We start from the raw sequence: 13,216 nt of genomic DNA on the forward strand, positions 1-13,216 counted from the left end.
CGCGGCCTCGCCCGGCCGGGCCATGCGGCGCAGGACGAGGCCCCCGTAGGCCGCGCCGACGGGGGCGAGCAGGCGGGCCGCGAGGCTCGGCCGCGGGCGCCACCAGAAGCCGGGCTCCCGCAGCCTCACGGGGCGAGCCGGCCGGCGGCGGCCCGGCCGATGAAGGGTTCGAGCGCCGCCATGGTGCGCTCCACGGCGCCCCCGCAGGCCTCGACCGCGGCCGCCGCGGCGCCCGCCATGCGCCGCGCCGCGGCGGCGTCCGCCAGGAGGCCGGCCACCGCGCGGGAGAGCTCCTCGCCGTCGCCGACCTGCCGCGCGCCGCCCGAGCGGCCGAGCACGTCGTAGACCTGGGCGAAGTTCCGCACGTGCGGGCCGTGCAGGATCGCGGCGCCGAGGCGGGCGGCCTCGATCGGGTTCTGGCCGCCGTGCCGCACGAGGGAGCCGCCGACGAACACGACCGGGCAGGCCCGGTAGAACAGGCCGAGCTCGCCCACGGTGTCGGCGACGTAGAGCTCGACCCCCGCGTGCGGAAGCGCGCCCTCGGACCGCAGGGCCGCGCCGAGGCCCGCCCCGGCGGCCTGCGCGGCGATGCCGGGGCCGCGCTCGGGATGGCGCGGCACCACGATGGTCAGGAGCCGCGGGAACGCGGGCGCGAGGGCGCGCTGGACCGCCAGGGCGGCCGCCTCCTCCCCCGGATGGGTGCTCGCCGCGAGCCAGACCGGACGGTCCGCGATCAGCCCCGCGAGCTCGGCCACGCGCCGCGGGTCGGCCGGGGGCGCGGCGGCGTCGAACTTCAGGTTGCCCCCTACCTCGACCCGGGGCGCGCCGAGGCGGGCGAAGCGCTCGGCCTCCTCGGCGCTCTGGACGAGGCAGACCGCGAAGCGCGACAGGAGCGCGCGCGCCACCCCGGGCGTGCGCGACCAGCCCCGGGCGGAGCGCTCCGACATCCGCCCGTTGACGAGGATCAGCGGCACCGCGCGCCGGTCGAGGGCCATGATGGTGTTGGGCCAGATCTCCGACTCGGCCACCAGGGCGAAGTCCGGCCGCCAATGGTCGAGGAAGCGGGCGAGGTAGCGGGGCGCGTCGAGGGGGGCGAACTGGTGCAGCGCGCCCGCCGGCAGCCGCCGCGCCAGCAGCTCCGCCGAGGTCCGGGTGCCGGAGGTGACCAGCACGGTGACGCCCCGCCGGGTCAGCCGCTCCACCACCCCGAGGAGCGACACGGCCTCGCCGATGCTGGCGCCGTGCGCCCAGACGAGGGGCCCCGCCGGGCGCGGCCGCCCGGGCCGCCCGGTGCGCTCGGGCAGCCGCGCCGGATCCTCCTTGCCGCGCCGGCGCCGCCAGGCCAGCAGGCCGGCGAGGGCGGGCTCGAGGGCGATCAGGCCGTAATGGTAGGCGCGCAGGAGCGGCGGGAGCGGGCGCGGCCTCATGCGGGGCCGCGGCCCTCGACCGGGTCGCGGCGGCCGACCTGCGCGAAGGCCCGGGCGTGGACGGCGTCGAGGTCGCGCTCGATGCGCCGGCGCGCCGCCTCGAGCCCGTCGGCGTCGAGGTCGCGGGGGACGCTGATGGGCTCGCCGAACGCCATCACGCCGCGGCCGAAGGGCAGCCCGACGCTCGCCCGGTCCCAGGAATCGAACTGCAGGTAGCGGCTGGTCGCGACCGCGGTCGGCACCACCGGCCGGCCCGAGATCCGCGCCAGCATCACGATGCCCTCGCCGCAGCGCCGGGACACCTTCGGCACGTCGGCGCTGAAGGCGACGGACTCGCCGTCCGCCAGGGCCTTGATGCAGCCCCGCAGGGCCGGCACGCCGCCCTTGGCCCGGATGTCCTCCGTGCGCCGCGCGCCCGAGCCGCGCATCACCCGCACCCCCATGCGCTCGAGCACGATCGTGTTCACGCCGCCGTCGGCGGAGCGCGACACCATGGTGGCGGCCCGGTCCTGCGGCCGGCGCACGAAGGGCACCATCAGGTGCTGGCCGTGCCACATCGCGATGATGAACGGGCGCAGCGGGGACAGCCACTCGTAGGCGTCCGGCGGATCGAGGACGAAGCGGTTGGTGCGCCGCACCAGCTTGAGGTAGCCCGCTCCGAGGAACCCGAGGCTTTCCTGGGCGGCCCGGCTGCGGCCGATGCGTTTGACGACGCTCATGAGGCTCTTAGACGATGGGGTCCCGCGCGGGGCCGGCCGGAGCAGAGCCGGTCTCCCGCCCGCCCGTGCGGCGGCCGGGCACCGGAGACCCGTCGCGCCGGGCCGCCCTCCCGGCCGACGGGACAGCCCCGCGGATCCGAGCGCCGTCTTGCTCCGTTCGGCCCGGCGATGCAACAGCCGAGCGGCGGGAGGCGGGGCGGCGGCGCGGGCCGGCGAGGCCACCCGTCCTCCGGCCGGCGGGCTTGTTTGGAATCGATCCAGATTATAGATTGGAAGAATTCCAAACGGAGTCGCCCATGAAGGCCCTGTCCGATCTCACCGAGCGCGAGGTGCTGGCGCTGGCGATCGCCGCCGAGGAGGAGGATGCCCGGATCTACGAGCGCTTCGCGGACGGCCTGCGCGGCGAATGCCCCGCCGCGGCCGGGCCCTTCTCGGCCCTGGCCGCCGAGGAGCGCCGGCACCGCGACGACCTCTGCGCGGCCTACCGCGCGCGCTTCGGCGAGCACCTGCCGGCCCTGCGGCGGCGGGACGTGCGGGGCTTCGCCCGGCGCCGGCCGCTCCGGCGGCGCCTCGACGTCGGCCGCATGCGCCGGGAGGCCGAGGCGATGGAGGCCGAGGCCGCCGGCTTCTACGAGCGCGCCGCCGGCCTCAGCCGCGACCTCGGGGTGCGCCAGCTCTTCACCCGCCTCGCCGAGAGCGAGCGCGAGCACGGGCGCCGGGCCGAGGCCCTCGGCGCCGAGCCCGTCGCCGGGGACGCCGCGGCCGAGGAGGCGCGGCACCGGCTCTTCGTGCTGCGCTACGTGCAGCCCGGCCTCGCCGGGCTCATCGACGGCTCGGTCTCGACCCTGGCGCCCCTGTTCGCCGCGGCCTTCGCCACCCGCGACACCTGGCAGACCTTCCTGGTCGGCCTCGCGGCCTCCATCGGGGCCGGCATCAGCATGGGCTTCACCGAGGCCCTGTCGGACGACGGCCGCATCACCGGGCGGGGCTCGCCCTGGCTGCGGGGCGCCGTCTGCGGGGTGATGACGGCGCTCGGGGGCCTCGGCCACACGCTGCCCTACCTGGTGCCTTCCGCCTGGCCCGATGCCTTCGCGCTCGCCACCGCGCTCGCGGCCCTGGTGGTGGCCCTGGAACTGCTCGCGATCGCGACCATCCGCACGCGCTACATGGAGACGCCGTTCTGGCGGGCCTCCCTCCAGGTGGGGCTCGGCGGCGCGCTCGTGCTCCTGGCCGGGGTGGCGATCGGCAGCGCCTGAGGGCGGGGCCCCGGCTACTGCCCGCGCCTGCCCTGGGCGGCGAAGCGCACCGCCTCCTCGGCGGCGCGGAACAGCGCCTTCGCCTTGTTGACGCATTCCTGCTGCTCGGAGGCCGGGTCGGAATCGTGCACGATGCCGGCCCCGGCCTGGACGTGCATGCGGCCGTCCCTGACGATGGCGGTGCGCAGCACGATGCAGGTGTCCATCTGCCCGTCGGCGCCGAAATAGCCGATGCAGCCGCCGTAGGGCCCGCGCTTCTCGCGCTCCAGGAGATCGATGATCTGCATCGCCCGCACCTTCGGGGCGCCCGAGACGGTGCCGGCCGGGAAGCCGGCCGCGAGGGCCGAGAGGGCGTCGTGCCGGGCGGCGAGGCGGCCCTCGACGTTCGACACGATGTGCATCACCTGGCTGTAATACTCGAGGAAGAACGAGCCCGTGACGGAGACGCTGCCGATCTCGGCCACGCGCCCGACGTCGTTGCGGCCGAGGTCGAGCAGCATCAGGTGCTCGGCCCGCTCCTTGGGGTCGGCCAGGAGCTCGTCCGCGAGCGCCCTGTCCTCCTCGGGCGTCGCGCCCCGGCGGCGCGTTCCGGCGATGGGCCGGATGGTCACGGTGCCGTCGCGCACCCGCACCAGGATCTCGGGCGACGAGCAGACGATCTGGAAATCCCCGAAATCGAGGTAGCACAGGAACGGGGCCGGGTTGACGCGGCGCAGGGCGCGGTAGAGCGCGAAGGCCGGCAGCGCGAAGGGCGCCTCGAAGCGCTGCGACAGCACCACCTGGAAGATGTCGCCGGCCGCGATGTACTCCTTGGCGCGCGCCACCATCCCGCGAAAGGCGTCGGCCGCGACGTTCGAGACCGGCGCGGGGGCGGGGATCGCGGCCGGGTTGGTGCGGGCCTCGACCGGCAGCGGACCCTCGATCTCCCCGGCCACGCGCTCGAGCCGCGCGAGGGCCGCCTCGTAGGCGGCGCGGGCCGGCACGCAAGCGGCCGGGCGGATGGGGGCCACGAGGGCGATCTCGTCGCGCACCGCGTCGAACACCACCATGACGGTCGGGCGCACCAGGATCGCGTCCGGCACCCCGATCGGGTCGGGATGGGGCGGGTCGAGCCGCTCCATCTCCCGGACCATGTCGTAGCCGAGGTAGCCGAACAGCCCGGCCGCCATGGGGGGCAGGGTCGGCTCGGCCGGGATCGCGCTCTCGGCGATGAGCGCCCGGAGGCTCTCCAGGGGCGGGCGGTCCTCGGGCACGAAGGCGGCGAGGTCGGGGGACGCGGCCCGCTCCGCCCGCCCGCCGGCGCAGCGCCAGACCAGGTCCGGATCGAGGCCGATCATCGAGTAGCGGCCCCGGGCCTCGCCGCCCTCGACGGATTCGAGCAGGAAGGCCGCCCCGTCCCGGCCGCTCCTCAGCTTCAGGAAGGCCGCGACCGGGGTCTCGAGGTCGGCCACCAGGGTGGTGCGCAGGAGCACCGGCCGTCCGGCCGCGTGGGCGGCGGCGGCATCGTCGGGCGAGGGCGTGACACGCATGGGCTTCTCTCGTCTCGACGGGCGGGGCGAACGGGGGGATGTCGGCGCGGGGGCGCCGTCGGCCGCGTCGCGCCCCGTCCGGCGCTCAGTACTCGCCGCCGATGGCGCGCCGGAAGGCGGTCTCGTTGACCGAGACGCCGGCCTGCTTCTGGACGTCGGCGATGTACTCGGAGAGGACGTCGTCGGCGAGGGCGGTGCGGTACTGCTGCTCGACCGAGGCCACGCCCGGCGCCGTGGCGGCGAAGGGCGGCACCGTCGCGGCGGTGACCCGGAACACCACCCGGCCGTCGCCCGCCGCCGCGGACCCGGCCTTGCCGACCGGGGTCGCGAAGACGCGCGCGACGGCGTCGGCGGACAGGGCGTCCTTGCCCCGGCCGCGGGCGAGGTCGTCGGCGCCGCGCGCCTCCTGCCCGAGCGCGGCGGCCACCGCCTCGACGGCCTCGCCCTTGTCGAGGCGCTCCACGGCCTCGCGGGCCTTGGCGGCGAGCCGGCGGGAGACCTCCTCGGCCCTCCACTGCGCCGCCACCTCGTCGCGCACCGCCGCGAGGGGCTTGTCGTGCGCCGGATCGACCTTCGTCACGTCGTACCAGACGTAGCCGCCGGAGCGGGTGCGCAGGGCCTCGTTGTCCGCCCCCATGTCGGAGCGGAAGATGGCCGCCAGCACCGCGTCCTTGTCGGGAACGCCCTCGACCGCCTTCCCCTGGGAATCGCGGCCCTGCGCGTCGATGGCGGGCACCTCCAGGAGGGCGAGGCCCTGGTCGCGGGCGATGTCGGCGAGGGGCTTGGCGCCGGCGCGCTGGTCCTCGATGGCGTCGTGGACCTTCTCCAGGGCGTCGCGGGCCCGGTCGCGGGCGACCTCGGTGCGGACCTCGCCGGCGACCTCCTCGAACGGCTTGACGGCGCCCGGGGCGATGCGGGTGACGCGCAGCAGCACGGTGCCGAAGCGGCCCTTCACGGGCTCGCTCACGCTGTCCTGGGCGAGCGCGAAGGCGGCCTCCGCCACGGCGGGGTCGAACAGCTCGGCCTTGGTGTAGGTACCGAGCTCGACCGCCTTCGGGTCGAGGCCGCGCTCGGCGGCGACCGCCTCGAACGCCGCGTCGCCGCCGCGGATGCGGGCGAGGGCCGCCGCCGCGTCGGCGTCGTTGGGGAACACGATCTGCTGGATGGTGCGCTTCTCGGGCGTGCCGAAGCGCGCCGTCTCGGCCTCGTAGCGGGCGCGGGCGTCGGCCTCCGGGACCGCGTCGGGCTTCGCCAGGGCGGCGGGATCGAGGACGAGGAGGGACACGGACCGGGATTCGGGGGCCCGGAAGGCGCTCTTGCGCTCGGCGTGGAAGGCGGCGACTTCCGCGTCGGTCGGGGCCGGGATCTCGCCGGCGGCGCTCGCCGGCAGCACGAGGTAGCCGGCGGCGCGGCGCTCGGTGGTGTAGCGGTGGATCGCCTCGCGGGCCGCCAGGGAGACCGGAAGGTCGACCGTGATGGCGTCGGCGAGCTGGAGCCGCGCCGCGACCGCCCGCTGCTCCTGCACGAAGCCCGGCTCGGTCAGGCCGGCCTGCCGCAGCGTGTCCCGGAAGGTGCCGACGTCGAAGGCGCCGCCCGGCCCCTTGAAGGCGGGCTCCTCCTGGATCAGCCGGATGACCGCGGCGTCCGGGATGCGCAGGCCGAGCTCGCGCGCCTTCTGGTCGAGGGAGGCCTCGGTGATGAGCTGGGAGAGCACCTGCCGGTCGAGGCCGATGGCCCGGGCCTGGTCGGGCGTGACCGGCCGGCGGCTCTGCCGGGAGAGGCGCTGGATCTGGTTCTGGTAGGCGGTGCGCAGGCTCTCGGCCGGGATCGGCGTGCTGCCGACGGTGGCGACCGTCGTGCTGCCGCCGCCGCGGAAGATGTCGCCGATGCCGAAGATCGCCAGGCCCGCGATCAGCAGGCCGAACACCACCGTCACCACGATCTTGCCCAGCCAGCTCTGGCTGGCGGCGCGGAACCCCTGGAGCATCGCGACCCTCGAACCCGTGCGGGCGCGGTCTCCCCGGGGGAGCGGACCGCGCCGTCGACTCCGCCCGCGATAGCCCATCCGCGCCGTCGCGGGAAGGTCCGCGCCGCCGCGGCAAGGCCAGCGGTTTGCGGCCGCCCGGCGGACCTGATACCGCCGGCACCGCTTCACGAGAGGGGAGAGTCATGACGAGCGATCGGCCGCGTCCGCTGGTGGCGGGGAACTGGAAGATGAACGGCACCCGGGCGTCGCAGGCCGTGGTCGAGGCGGTCCGGGACGGCCTCGACCCGGCGCTCGCCGGACGCATCGACGTGCTGGTCTGCCCGCCCGCCACCCTCGTGGGCGCCTTCGCGCAGGCCCTGGCGGGCTCGGCCGTCCGGGTCGGCGGCCAGGACGTGCACGCGGCCGCGAGCGGCGCCCACACGGGCTGCGTCAGCGCCGAGATGCTGGCCGATCTCGGCGCCACCCACACCATCGTGGGCCATTCCGAGCGCCGCGCCGACCACCACGAGACCGACGCCGACGTGCGCGCCAAGGCGCTCGCCGCCCACCGGGCCGGCCTCATCGCCATCCTGTGCGTCGGCGAGACCCGGGCCGAGCGCGAGGCCGGGCGCACCCTCGACGTGGTGCGCGGCCAGCTCGCCGGCTCGCTCCCCGACGGGGCCACGGCCGCCGCGACCGTCATCGCCTACGAGCCGGTCTGGGCCATCGGCACCGGCCTCACCCCGACGGCTGCCGACGTCGCGGAGGTGCACGGGCTGATCCGCCGGGAGCTGGCGGCGCGCCTGGGGGAGGAGGGCGCCCGGATCCGCATCCTGTACGGAGGCTCGGTGAAGCCCCAGAACGCCGCCGAGCTGATGGCGGTGCCGAACGTCGACGGCGCCCTCGTCGGCGGCGCGAGCCTGAAGGCCGAGGATTTCCTGGGCATCGCCGCCGCCTACTGCTAGGGTCCAAATTCGATCAGCTTGACCGTGCGGATGACTGCTGGGTGCGGGGAACTGTCATTGAGCGGCCGCCTGGAAGCTGACCTTCAACGGGGTCTCAGCGCCTGGATCTCGCGCAGATGCCGATCAAGTCGCGTACTGGGCCTCACCGTTGCCGAAGGACCAGTTCTCCTTGGCGACCTCGACGAGGCTGATGAACACGTCCTCGCGGCGTAGGCCCAGGCGCTCGTGGAGGCCGTCCGCGACAGCCTTGAAGAAGCTCCGCTTCTGCTCGACCCCTCGCCCGGCGTTGAGCGTGAGCTGGATGACGACGCAGTCCCCTGTCCGGCTGATGCCGAGGTAGCTCGGGTCGATGAAGAAGTTCTCCGGTTCGTGCTCGTTGATGACCTGGAAGCGATCGTCCTTCGGCACGTTCAGCGCGTCGAGCATGGCGTCGTAGACGACCTCGCCGATCGTGCGGCGGTACTCGGCGGACTTGCCCCTGGCGAGATCAATACGGGCAAACGGCATGTCATGCTCCTCCAGATACCAAGCCTCGGTCTCGACGACGCGAGCCTGGGCGGTGATGCCGGCGCACCGACCGCGCCGATCCCGCAGACCAACGGGGGCAATGGACGGTCGGTTGAGCGACGTCACGTCACGACCCGAGCATGCCGTGACGACCGCTCGAGGTCCACGCTGAGAGCGCACAGCCGAGTACGCCCAGGGGTCGTGAGCAGTGCGCGTCAGCGCTCGTCCGGCGACCACTCGGGGCTGTAGCCCCCGAGTGCGGGATGATACATCTCGTCGCCGGAATGCTGCGTGAACTCCACGTTGAGGCGATCCTCGCGCAGACCGAGGATCTCAACGCAGTGGCCGCACAGCGCCTTGGCGACCGCCATCCGCAACTCGGCCGGCCGCCCCTTCCGGATGTCCAGCATCATAACGGATACCGGCACCGGCTCACCGCCAGCGTCCGGTATCCGCCACACCCCGCCCTCGCCGAGTTCACGGATCGCGACGCTGATGCGCCTGATGTCGACCGACATCATCTCCGCGTAGGTGTGGCTCATCAGTGCCGCGAGGCGCTTCTTGGATGCCGCGGAATGCGGGCCGACGACGTCGAGCTGAAGGTACGGCATGGATCGTCCTCGAGTTCAGGCCACGTTTGCCGCCTCAAGGCCGTAACGCGGCGAGGGCCTGGCATTGTTGAACTTGGCGGAGATCGCCCGGCGGTCCTCCTCCCAGCGCGTCCAGTCGCCGACGTCCTGCAGGCCCGGGATGGTGACAAGCTCGCCCTGGTCGAGACCGCGCAGCGCGGCATCGACCAGATCGGCCGCCGACATGGTGATCGATGACGTCTTCTGCGCCGCATAGCCGGCCACGTCCCAGAACTCGGTGGCCGTCGCGCCGGGCAGCACGGTCTGGACGCGCACGCCCTTGTCCGCCAGATCCTTCTGCAGCGAATGGCCGAAGCTCAGCACGTAGGACTTCGAGGCGCTGTAGACGCCGTTGAGCATCTCGACCGCGATGCCGACGACGGACGAGATGTTGACGATGGTCCCGGACCCACGCGCCACGAAGGCCGGCGCGATCGCGTAGGTCAGGCGGGTCAGCGCGGTGATGTTGATCTGGATCATGGCGTCCATCGCATCCACGTCGCCCTGCAGGATCGAGGCGACGGAGCCGATGCCGGCGTTGTTGACGAGCAGGGTGATGCTCGCGTCCTCACGCAGGCGAGCCTCCAGGCGCGCGAGATCATCCTTGCGGCCCAGGTCGGCCCTGAACGGCTCGACCTTGCGCCCCGTCTCGCTGGTCAAGCGGTCGGCCAGGGCGCGCAGGCGCTCCTCGTTGCGGGCGACAAGCAGGAGGTCGTACCCCCGCTTGGCGAGCCGGTCGGCGTAGATCGCGCCGATGCCGGCAGAGGCGCCGGTCACGACAGCGAGGCCTTTGTTGGACTGAGTGCTCATGATGTCCGTCCTTTCATGCGTCGGACCGCAGCGGGGTCGTCCAGGACGTACGCCCGCTCGGATCCATCCAGAATGTCGAATAAGCGTCGATTTCGGTCGTCGCGCTGCGTCTGCGATCGGGCGCGGCGCGGGAGTTGAGCCCCTCAGTGCACGGACGCGTCCCGCACCTCGCGACGTGGCTGTTCCTGCGCCTGCGGACGGATCCCTTCCTGCTCGGCCATCCTCTGGCGGGCTTCCTCGGGCGAAGCGATGCGCACCGCGCCGATGGTCTCGAGCGTGATGGCATCCTGGGCCGATGCCGCTGCGCCGGTGACGGTCGCTCCCGCCAATGATGTGGCGAGAGCCAGGACACGCACCGCGCTGTTTCTACTCCGACCAGACATGGCCGCTCTCCTCATCCGTCCGTCCGGCGGCTGCCGGCCTTCGACGGGATGAAGCTATCGTTGACCGGCTGCGGCGCAAATGTCATAGTTGCGTCTATTTAGGACATAAGGAGGCGGGTATGCAGCGCGTCGGCTTCGTCGTCTATCCCGGTTTCTCGATGATGGCGCTGGCGGCCGTGCCGGCCTTCGAGGTCGCAGATCTCGCGGCGGAGGAGGCGATCTACGACATCCACTTCATCTCCGAGCATGGGGGTCCGGTCAGCACCTCGGCCGGCATGAACGTGGAGACGGAGGCGTTCGGTGAGACGCCCTTCGATACGCTCGTCATCGGCGGCGGCACCTTCGTGCGCCCGTCGACGCCAGGCCTCGTCGCTCTCGTGCAGCGCGCGGCCGCTCAGGCCCGGCGCCTCGCCGGGATCTGCACGGGAGCCTTCGTCCTCGGCGAGGCCGGCCTGCTCGACGGACGGCGGGTCACGACGCACTGGATGCACGCGCGGGAGCTGCAGGAGCAGTTCCCGAAGTGCTCGGTCGACGCGGACCGCATCTTCATCAATGAAGGCCCGCTCTGGACGTCCGCGGGTATGAGCGCGGGCATCGATCTGGCGCTCGCCCTGATCGAGGCGGATCTCGGCCAGGAGGTGGCGCAGGCGGTCGCCAAGAAGCTCGTGCTCTACCACCGCCGGGCGGGCGGGCAGTCGCAGTTCTCGACCCTGCTCGATCTCGATGCGAAGTCGGACCGCATCCAGTCCGCGCTGACTTATGCCAAGCGGAACCTCCACCGTCCGCTGTCAGTCGAGGAGCTGGCGGAGGCAGCCCATCTCAGCCCGCGCCAGTTCAGCCGCGTGTTCCATGCGGAGACCGGGCAGTCGCCGGCAAAAGCGGTCGAGAACCTGCGCGTCGAGGCTGCGCGGGTTCTGATGGAGCGCAGCCGGCATCCCATCGACGCCGTCGCCGACCAGACCGGCTTCGCGGACCGCAACCGGATGCGCCGTGCCTTCCTCCGCGCGTTCGGGCAGCCCCCGCAAGTCATCCGGCGCAACGCGCGCGGGACATCGGATGCGGCGGGCGCGTAGGACGGAACGGCCGCCATCCTCGCAGGCGCGCGATCGAAGAACGTCGGATCCGACCATCCGGCATCCGAGGGCGGACCGTCGCAAACGCCACCCGTTCCAGGCGTAGGTGTCTGACTTACCAGGCAGCCGGCCGGCAGACGCTCCCAGCTTCCACGAAGGGTCGCAAAGGGACAACACGCGGGCAAGCTGATTGGATTTCGACCCGACGGGCGCGGGCGCCCGCACGGCCCCCGGCGGCCGAGGGAAGCGCTCCGGGAGCGCCCGCGCCGCCGGCGGCCGGGGCAAATCCCCGCCGGAACCCGGCCCCGGGACGGGACGCCGCACCGCGCCGGTCCTTAACGCGGCCTTAACCATGAACCCGGCAGATTTTGCCCGTCGAACCCGGAAGGGCCTGCCGTGTCGGTCACCGATCTCCCCCTCGTCACGATGCTGCGCAACCGCATGCAGTGGCAGCAGAGCCGGCAGAAAGTGCTGGCCGAGAACGTCGCCAACGCCGACACGCCGAACTTCCGGTCCCGCGACCTGAAGGCGCCGCGGTTCATGGCCGACGGCAGTGTGGCGGCGGGCCTCGGCGGGGTCGGGGTCGAGCGCACGAGCGCGATGCACCTCGCGGGCTCGGGCCCGGCCCGCCCGTCGGCGGAGCGCACGGGCACGCGGTTCGAGGTGATGCCGAGCGGCAACGCCGTCAGCCTCGAGGACGAGATGATGAAGGCCGGCGACAACCAGGCCGACTACCAGCTCGCCGCCTCGCTCTACCAGAAGAGCCTGCAGATGCTGCGGCTCGCGGTCGGCAAGTAGCGGGCGGCAAGTAGCGGGCGGCAAGTAGCGGGCGGCAAGTAGCGGGCGGCAAGTAGCGGGCGGCAAGTAGCGGGCGGCGAGCGGCGGGCGGTACGGGCGGGCCGCGGGGCGCGGGTTCGCCAAGGGAGCGGCATCGTGGATTTCGTGAAGGCGATCGGCATCGCGGCCTCGGGCCTCAAGGCGCAGTCGGGGCGGATGCGGGTGATCTCGGAGAACATGGCCAACGCTGATTCGGCGCCCGCCAGCGCCGGCGCCGAGCCCTACCGGCGCAAGGTGCCGACGTTCTCGAACCACCTCGACCGGGAGCTCGACGCGACGGTGGTCGATCTCGGCCGGGTGCGCCGCGACCAAGCGCCGTTCCGCACCAAGCACGAGCCCGGCAACCCCGCCGCCGACGCGAACGGCGAGGTGCGGATGCCCAACGTCAACATGCTGGTCGAGACCGTCGACATGCGCGAGGCCCAGCGCTCCTACGAGGCCAACCTCAACATGGTCACGGCGGCGCGCCGCATGATCTCCCGCACGCTCGACATCCTGAAGGCCTGACCATGCCCACCAACGCCTTCGCGGCCGGCGCCTACGCGGCGATCCAGAACATCGGCCGGGGCGCGCCGGCCCGCCCGGCCGGCAAGGCGGAATCCGGGTTCGGCCAGCTCCTGACCTCGGCCCTCGACGGCGTGGCGGAGGCCGGCAAGCGCAGCGACGCGCAGGCGATGGCGGTGGCGGCCGGCAAGGCCAACGTGGTCGACGTGGTCACGGCGGTGGCCGAGAGCGAGACCGCGCTCCAGACCCTCGTGGCCGTGCGCGACCGGGTGATCTCGGCCTACGAGGACATCATGCGGATGCAGATCTGACGCCCATGACCGGCCTCGCCCTCCTCGACGTCGCCCGCGACGGCATCGTGACCTTCCTCAAGGTGGCCGGCCCCCTGATGGTGGTGGCCCTGGTGGTCGGGCTCGTGGTGTCGCTGCTCCAGGCCCTGACCCAGATCCAGGAGCAGACGCTGATCTACGTGCCCAAGATCGTCGCGGTGTTCGCGGCCCTGCTGCTGATGCTGCCGTTCATGGGCGACGCGCTCGCCGGCTACATGACCCGCATCGCCGCCCGGATCGCGGCCGGCGGCTGACGCGCCCGTGCTCCCCGAAGCCATGATC

General features: G+C 73.4%; 15 protein-coding genes. 7 read left to right on the top strand and 8 right to left on the bottom strand.

What is annotated here, in order from left to right; genetic code table 11:
• Positions 1-125 precede the first annotated feature (125 nt).
• A complete protein-coding gene (locus tag DT057_RS00105) occupies positions 126-1,427 on the bottom strand; it encodes a 3-deoxy-D-manno-octulosonic acid transferase (RefSeq protein WP_128560093.1) in 1,302 nt (433 codons plus the stop codon).
• A complete protein-coding gene (locus DT057_RS00110) occupies positions 1,424-2,146 on the bottom strand; it encodes a lysophospholipid acyltransferase family protein (RefSeq protein ID WP_128560094.1) in 723 nt (240 codons plus the stop codon). The genes DT057_RS00105 and DT057_RS00110 overlap by 4 nt, the downstream gene beginning before the upstream one ends.
• 296 nt (positions 2,147-2,442) lie before the next feature.
• Here DT057_RS00110 and mbfA point away from each other — a divergent pair, with 296 nt between their 5' ends.
• Positions 2,443-3,402 (top strand): iron exporter MbfA, encoded by a 960-nt coding sequence (gene mbfA, locus DT057_RS00115; protein ID WP_128560095.1) that lies wholly within the window; start codon positions 2,443-2,445, stop codon positions 3,400-3,402.
• A 14-nt stretch (positions 3,403-3,416) separates the two neighbouring features.
• On the opposite strand, the gene trpE is transcribed toward mbfA, so the two are convergent.
• Together trpE and DT057_RS00125 are read right to left on the bottom strand one after the other, a co-directional pair.
• A complete protein-coding gene (gene trpE / locus DT057_RS00120; RefSeq protein ID WP_128560096.1) occupies positions 3,417-4,931 on the bottom strand; it encodes an anthranilate synthase component I in 1,515 nt (504 codons plus the stop codon).
• Between the two features lie 85 nt (positions 4,932-5,016).
• Positions 5,017-6,918 carry a peptidylprolyl isomerase gene (locus tag DT057_RS00125; protein WP_128560097.1) on the bottom strand — a complete coding sequence of 634 codons (1,902 nt, stop codon included), beginning with the start codon at positions 6,916-6,918 and terminating at the stop codon, positions 5,017-5,019.
• Positions 6,919-7,100: 182 nt separating this feature from the next.
• Here DT057_RS00125 and tpiA point away from each other — a divergent pair, with 182 nt between their 5' ends.
• Positions 7,101-7,862, top strand: coding sequence for a triose-phosphate isomerase (gene tpiA, locus DT057_RS00130; RefSeq protein WP_128560098.1), 762 nt, complete (start codon positions 7,101-7,103; stop codon positions 7,860-7,862).
• 123 nt (positions 7,863-7,985) lie between these two features.
• On the opposite strand, the gene DT057_RS00135 is transcribed toward tpiA, so the two are convergent.
• The 4 genes from DT057_RS00135 to DT057_RS00150 all read right to left on the bottom strand — a co-directional run bounded on the left by DT057_RS00135 (position 7,986) and on the right by DT057_RS00150 (position 10,191).
• Positions 7,986-8,369, bottom strand: a complete 384-nt coding sequence (locus tag DT057_RS00135; protein WP_128560099.1) for a tautomerase family protein — start codon at positions 8,367-8,369, stop codon at positions 7,986-7,988.
• A gap of 215 nt (positions 8,370-8,584) precedes the next feature.
• Positions 8,585-8,980, bottom strand: a complete 396-nt coding sequence (locus tag DT057_RS00140) for a tautomerase (RefSeq protein WP_128560100.1) — start codon at positions 8,978-8,980, stop codon at positions 8,585-8,587.
• 15 nt (positions 8,981-8,995) lie between these two features.
• On the bottom strand, positions 8,996-9,808 hold the full coding sequence (locus DT057_RS00145) for an SDR family NAD(P)-dependent oxidoreductase (RefSeq protein WP_128560101.1): 813 nt from the start codon (positions 9,806-9,808) through the stop codon (positions 8,996-8,998).
• A 143-nt stretch (positions 9,809-9,951) separates the two neighbouring features.
• A complete protein-coding gene (locus DT057_RS00150) occupies positions 9,952-10,191 on the bottom strand; it encodes a hypothetical protein (RefSeq protein ID WP_128560102.1) in 240 nt (79 codons plus the stop codon).
• Between the two features lie 119 nt (positions 10,192-10,310).
• Here DT057_RS00150 and DT057_RS00155 point away from each other — a divergent pair, with 119 nt between their 5' ends.
• From DT057_RS00155 to fliQ, 5 genes are all read left to right on the top strand, one after another.
• On the top strand, positions 10,311-11,264 hold the full coding sequence (locus DT057_RS00155; protein WP_128560103.1) for a GlxA family transcriptional regulator: 954 nt from the start codon (positions 10,311-10,313) through the stop codon (positions 11,262-11,264).
• A 396-nt stretch (positions 11,265-11,660) separates the two neighbouring features.
• On the top strand, positions 11,661-12,062 hold the full coding sequence (gene flgB, locus DT057_RS00160; protein WP_128560104.1) for a flagellar basal body rod protein FlgB: 402 nt from the start codon (positions 11,661-11,663) through the stop codon (positions 12,060-12,062).
• 135 nt (positions 12,063-12,197) lie between these two features.
• Positions 12,198-12,608, top strand: coding sequence for a flagellar basal body rod protein FlgC (flgC, locus tag DT057_RS00165; RefSeq protein ID WP_128560105.1), 411 nt, complete (start codon positions 12,198-12,200; stop codon positions 12,606-12,608).
• 2 nt (positions 12,609-12,610) lie between these two features.
• On the top strand, positions 12,611-12,916 hold the full coding sequence (fliE, locus tag DT057_RS00170; protein WP_128560106.1) for a flagellar hook-basal body complex protein FliE: 306 nt from the start codon (positions 12,611-12,613) through the stop codon (positions 12,914-12,916).
• A gap of 5 nt (positions 12,917-12,921) precedes the next feature.
• Entirely contained in the window at positions 12,922-13,188 is a 267-nt protein-coding gene (fliQ, locus tag DT057_RS00175; protein WP_128560107.1) for a flagellar biosynthesis protein FliQ, read from the top strand.
• The last annotated feature ends 28 nt before the right edge of the window (positions 13,189-13,216 follow it).

This window comes from Methylobacterium crusticola (genome assembly GCF_003574465.1).
Taxonomy (GTDB): Bacteria; Pseudomonadota; Alphaproteobacteria; order Rhizobiales; family Beijerinckiaceae; genus Methylobacterium; species Methylobacterium crusticola.

Coding starts and splice junctions, on each gene's coding strand:
- DT057_RS00105 (WP_128560093.1), bottom strand. CDS start 1,427: ATGAGGCCGCGCCCGCTCCCGCCGCTCCTGCGCGCCTACCATTACGGC.
- DT057_RS00110 (WP_128560094.1), bottom strand. CDS start 2,146: ATGAGCGTCGTCAAACGCATCGGCCGCAGCCGGGCCGCCCAGGAAAGC.
- mbfA (WP_128560095.1), top strand. CDS start 2,443: ATGAAGGCCCTGTCCGATCTCACCGAGCGCGAGGTGCTGGCGCTGGCG.
- trpE (WP_128560096.1), bottom strand. CDS start 4,931: ATGCGTGTCACGCCCTCGCCCGACGATGCCGCCGCCGCCCACGCGGCC.
- DT057_RS00125 (WP_128560097.1), bottom strand. CDS start 6,918: ATGCTCCAGGGGTTCCGCGCCGCCAGCCAGAGCTGGCTGGGCAAGATC.
- tpiA (WP_128560098.1), top strand. CDS start 7,101: ATGACGAGCGATCGGCCGCGTCCGCTGGTGGCGGGGAACTGGAAGATG.
- DT057_RS00135 (WP_128560099.1), bottom strand. CDS start 8,369: ATGCCGTTTGCCCGTATTGATCTCGCCAGGGGCAAGTCCGCCGAGTAC.
- DT057_RS00140 (WP_128560100.1), bottom strand. CDS start 8,980: ATGCCGTACCTTCAGCTCGACGTCGTCGGCCCGCATTCCGCGGCATCC.
- DT057_RS00145 (WP_128560101.1), bottom strand. CDS start 9,808: ATGAGCACTCAGTCCAACAAAGGCCTCGCTGTCGTGACCGGCGCCTCT.
- DT057_RS00150 (WP_128560102.1), bottom strand. CDS start 10,191: ATGTCTGGTCGGAGTAGAAACAGCGCGGTGCGTGTCCTGGCTCTCGCC.
- DT057_RS00155 (WP_128560103.1), top strand. CDS start 10,311: ATGCAGCGCGTCGGCTTCGTCGTCTATCCCGGTTTCTCGATGATGGCG.
- fliE (WP_128560106.1), top strand. CDS start 12,611: ATGCCCACCAACGCCTTCGCGGCCGGCGCCTACGCGGCGATCCAGAAC.
- fliQ (WP_128560107.1), top strand. CDS start 12,922: ATGACCGGCCTCGCCCTCCTCGACGTCGCCCGCGACGGCATCGTGACC.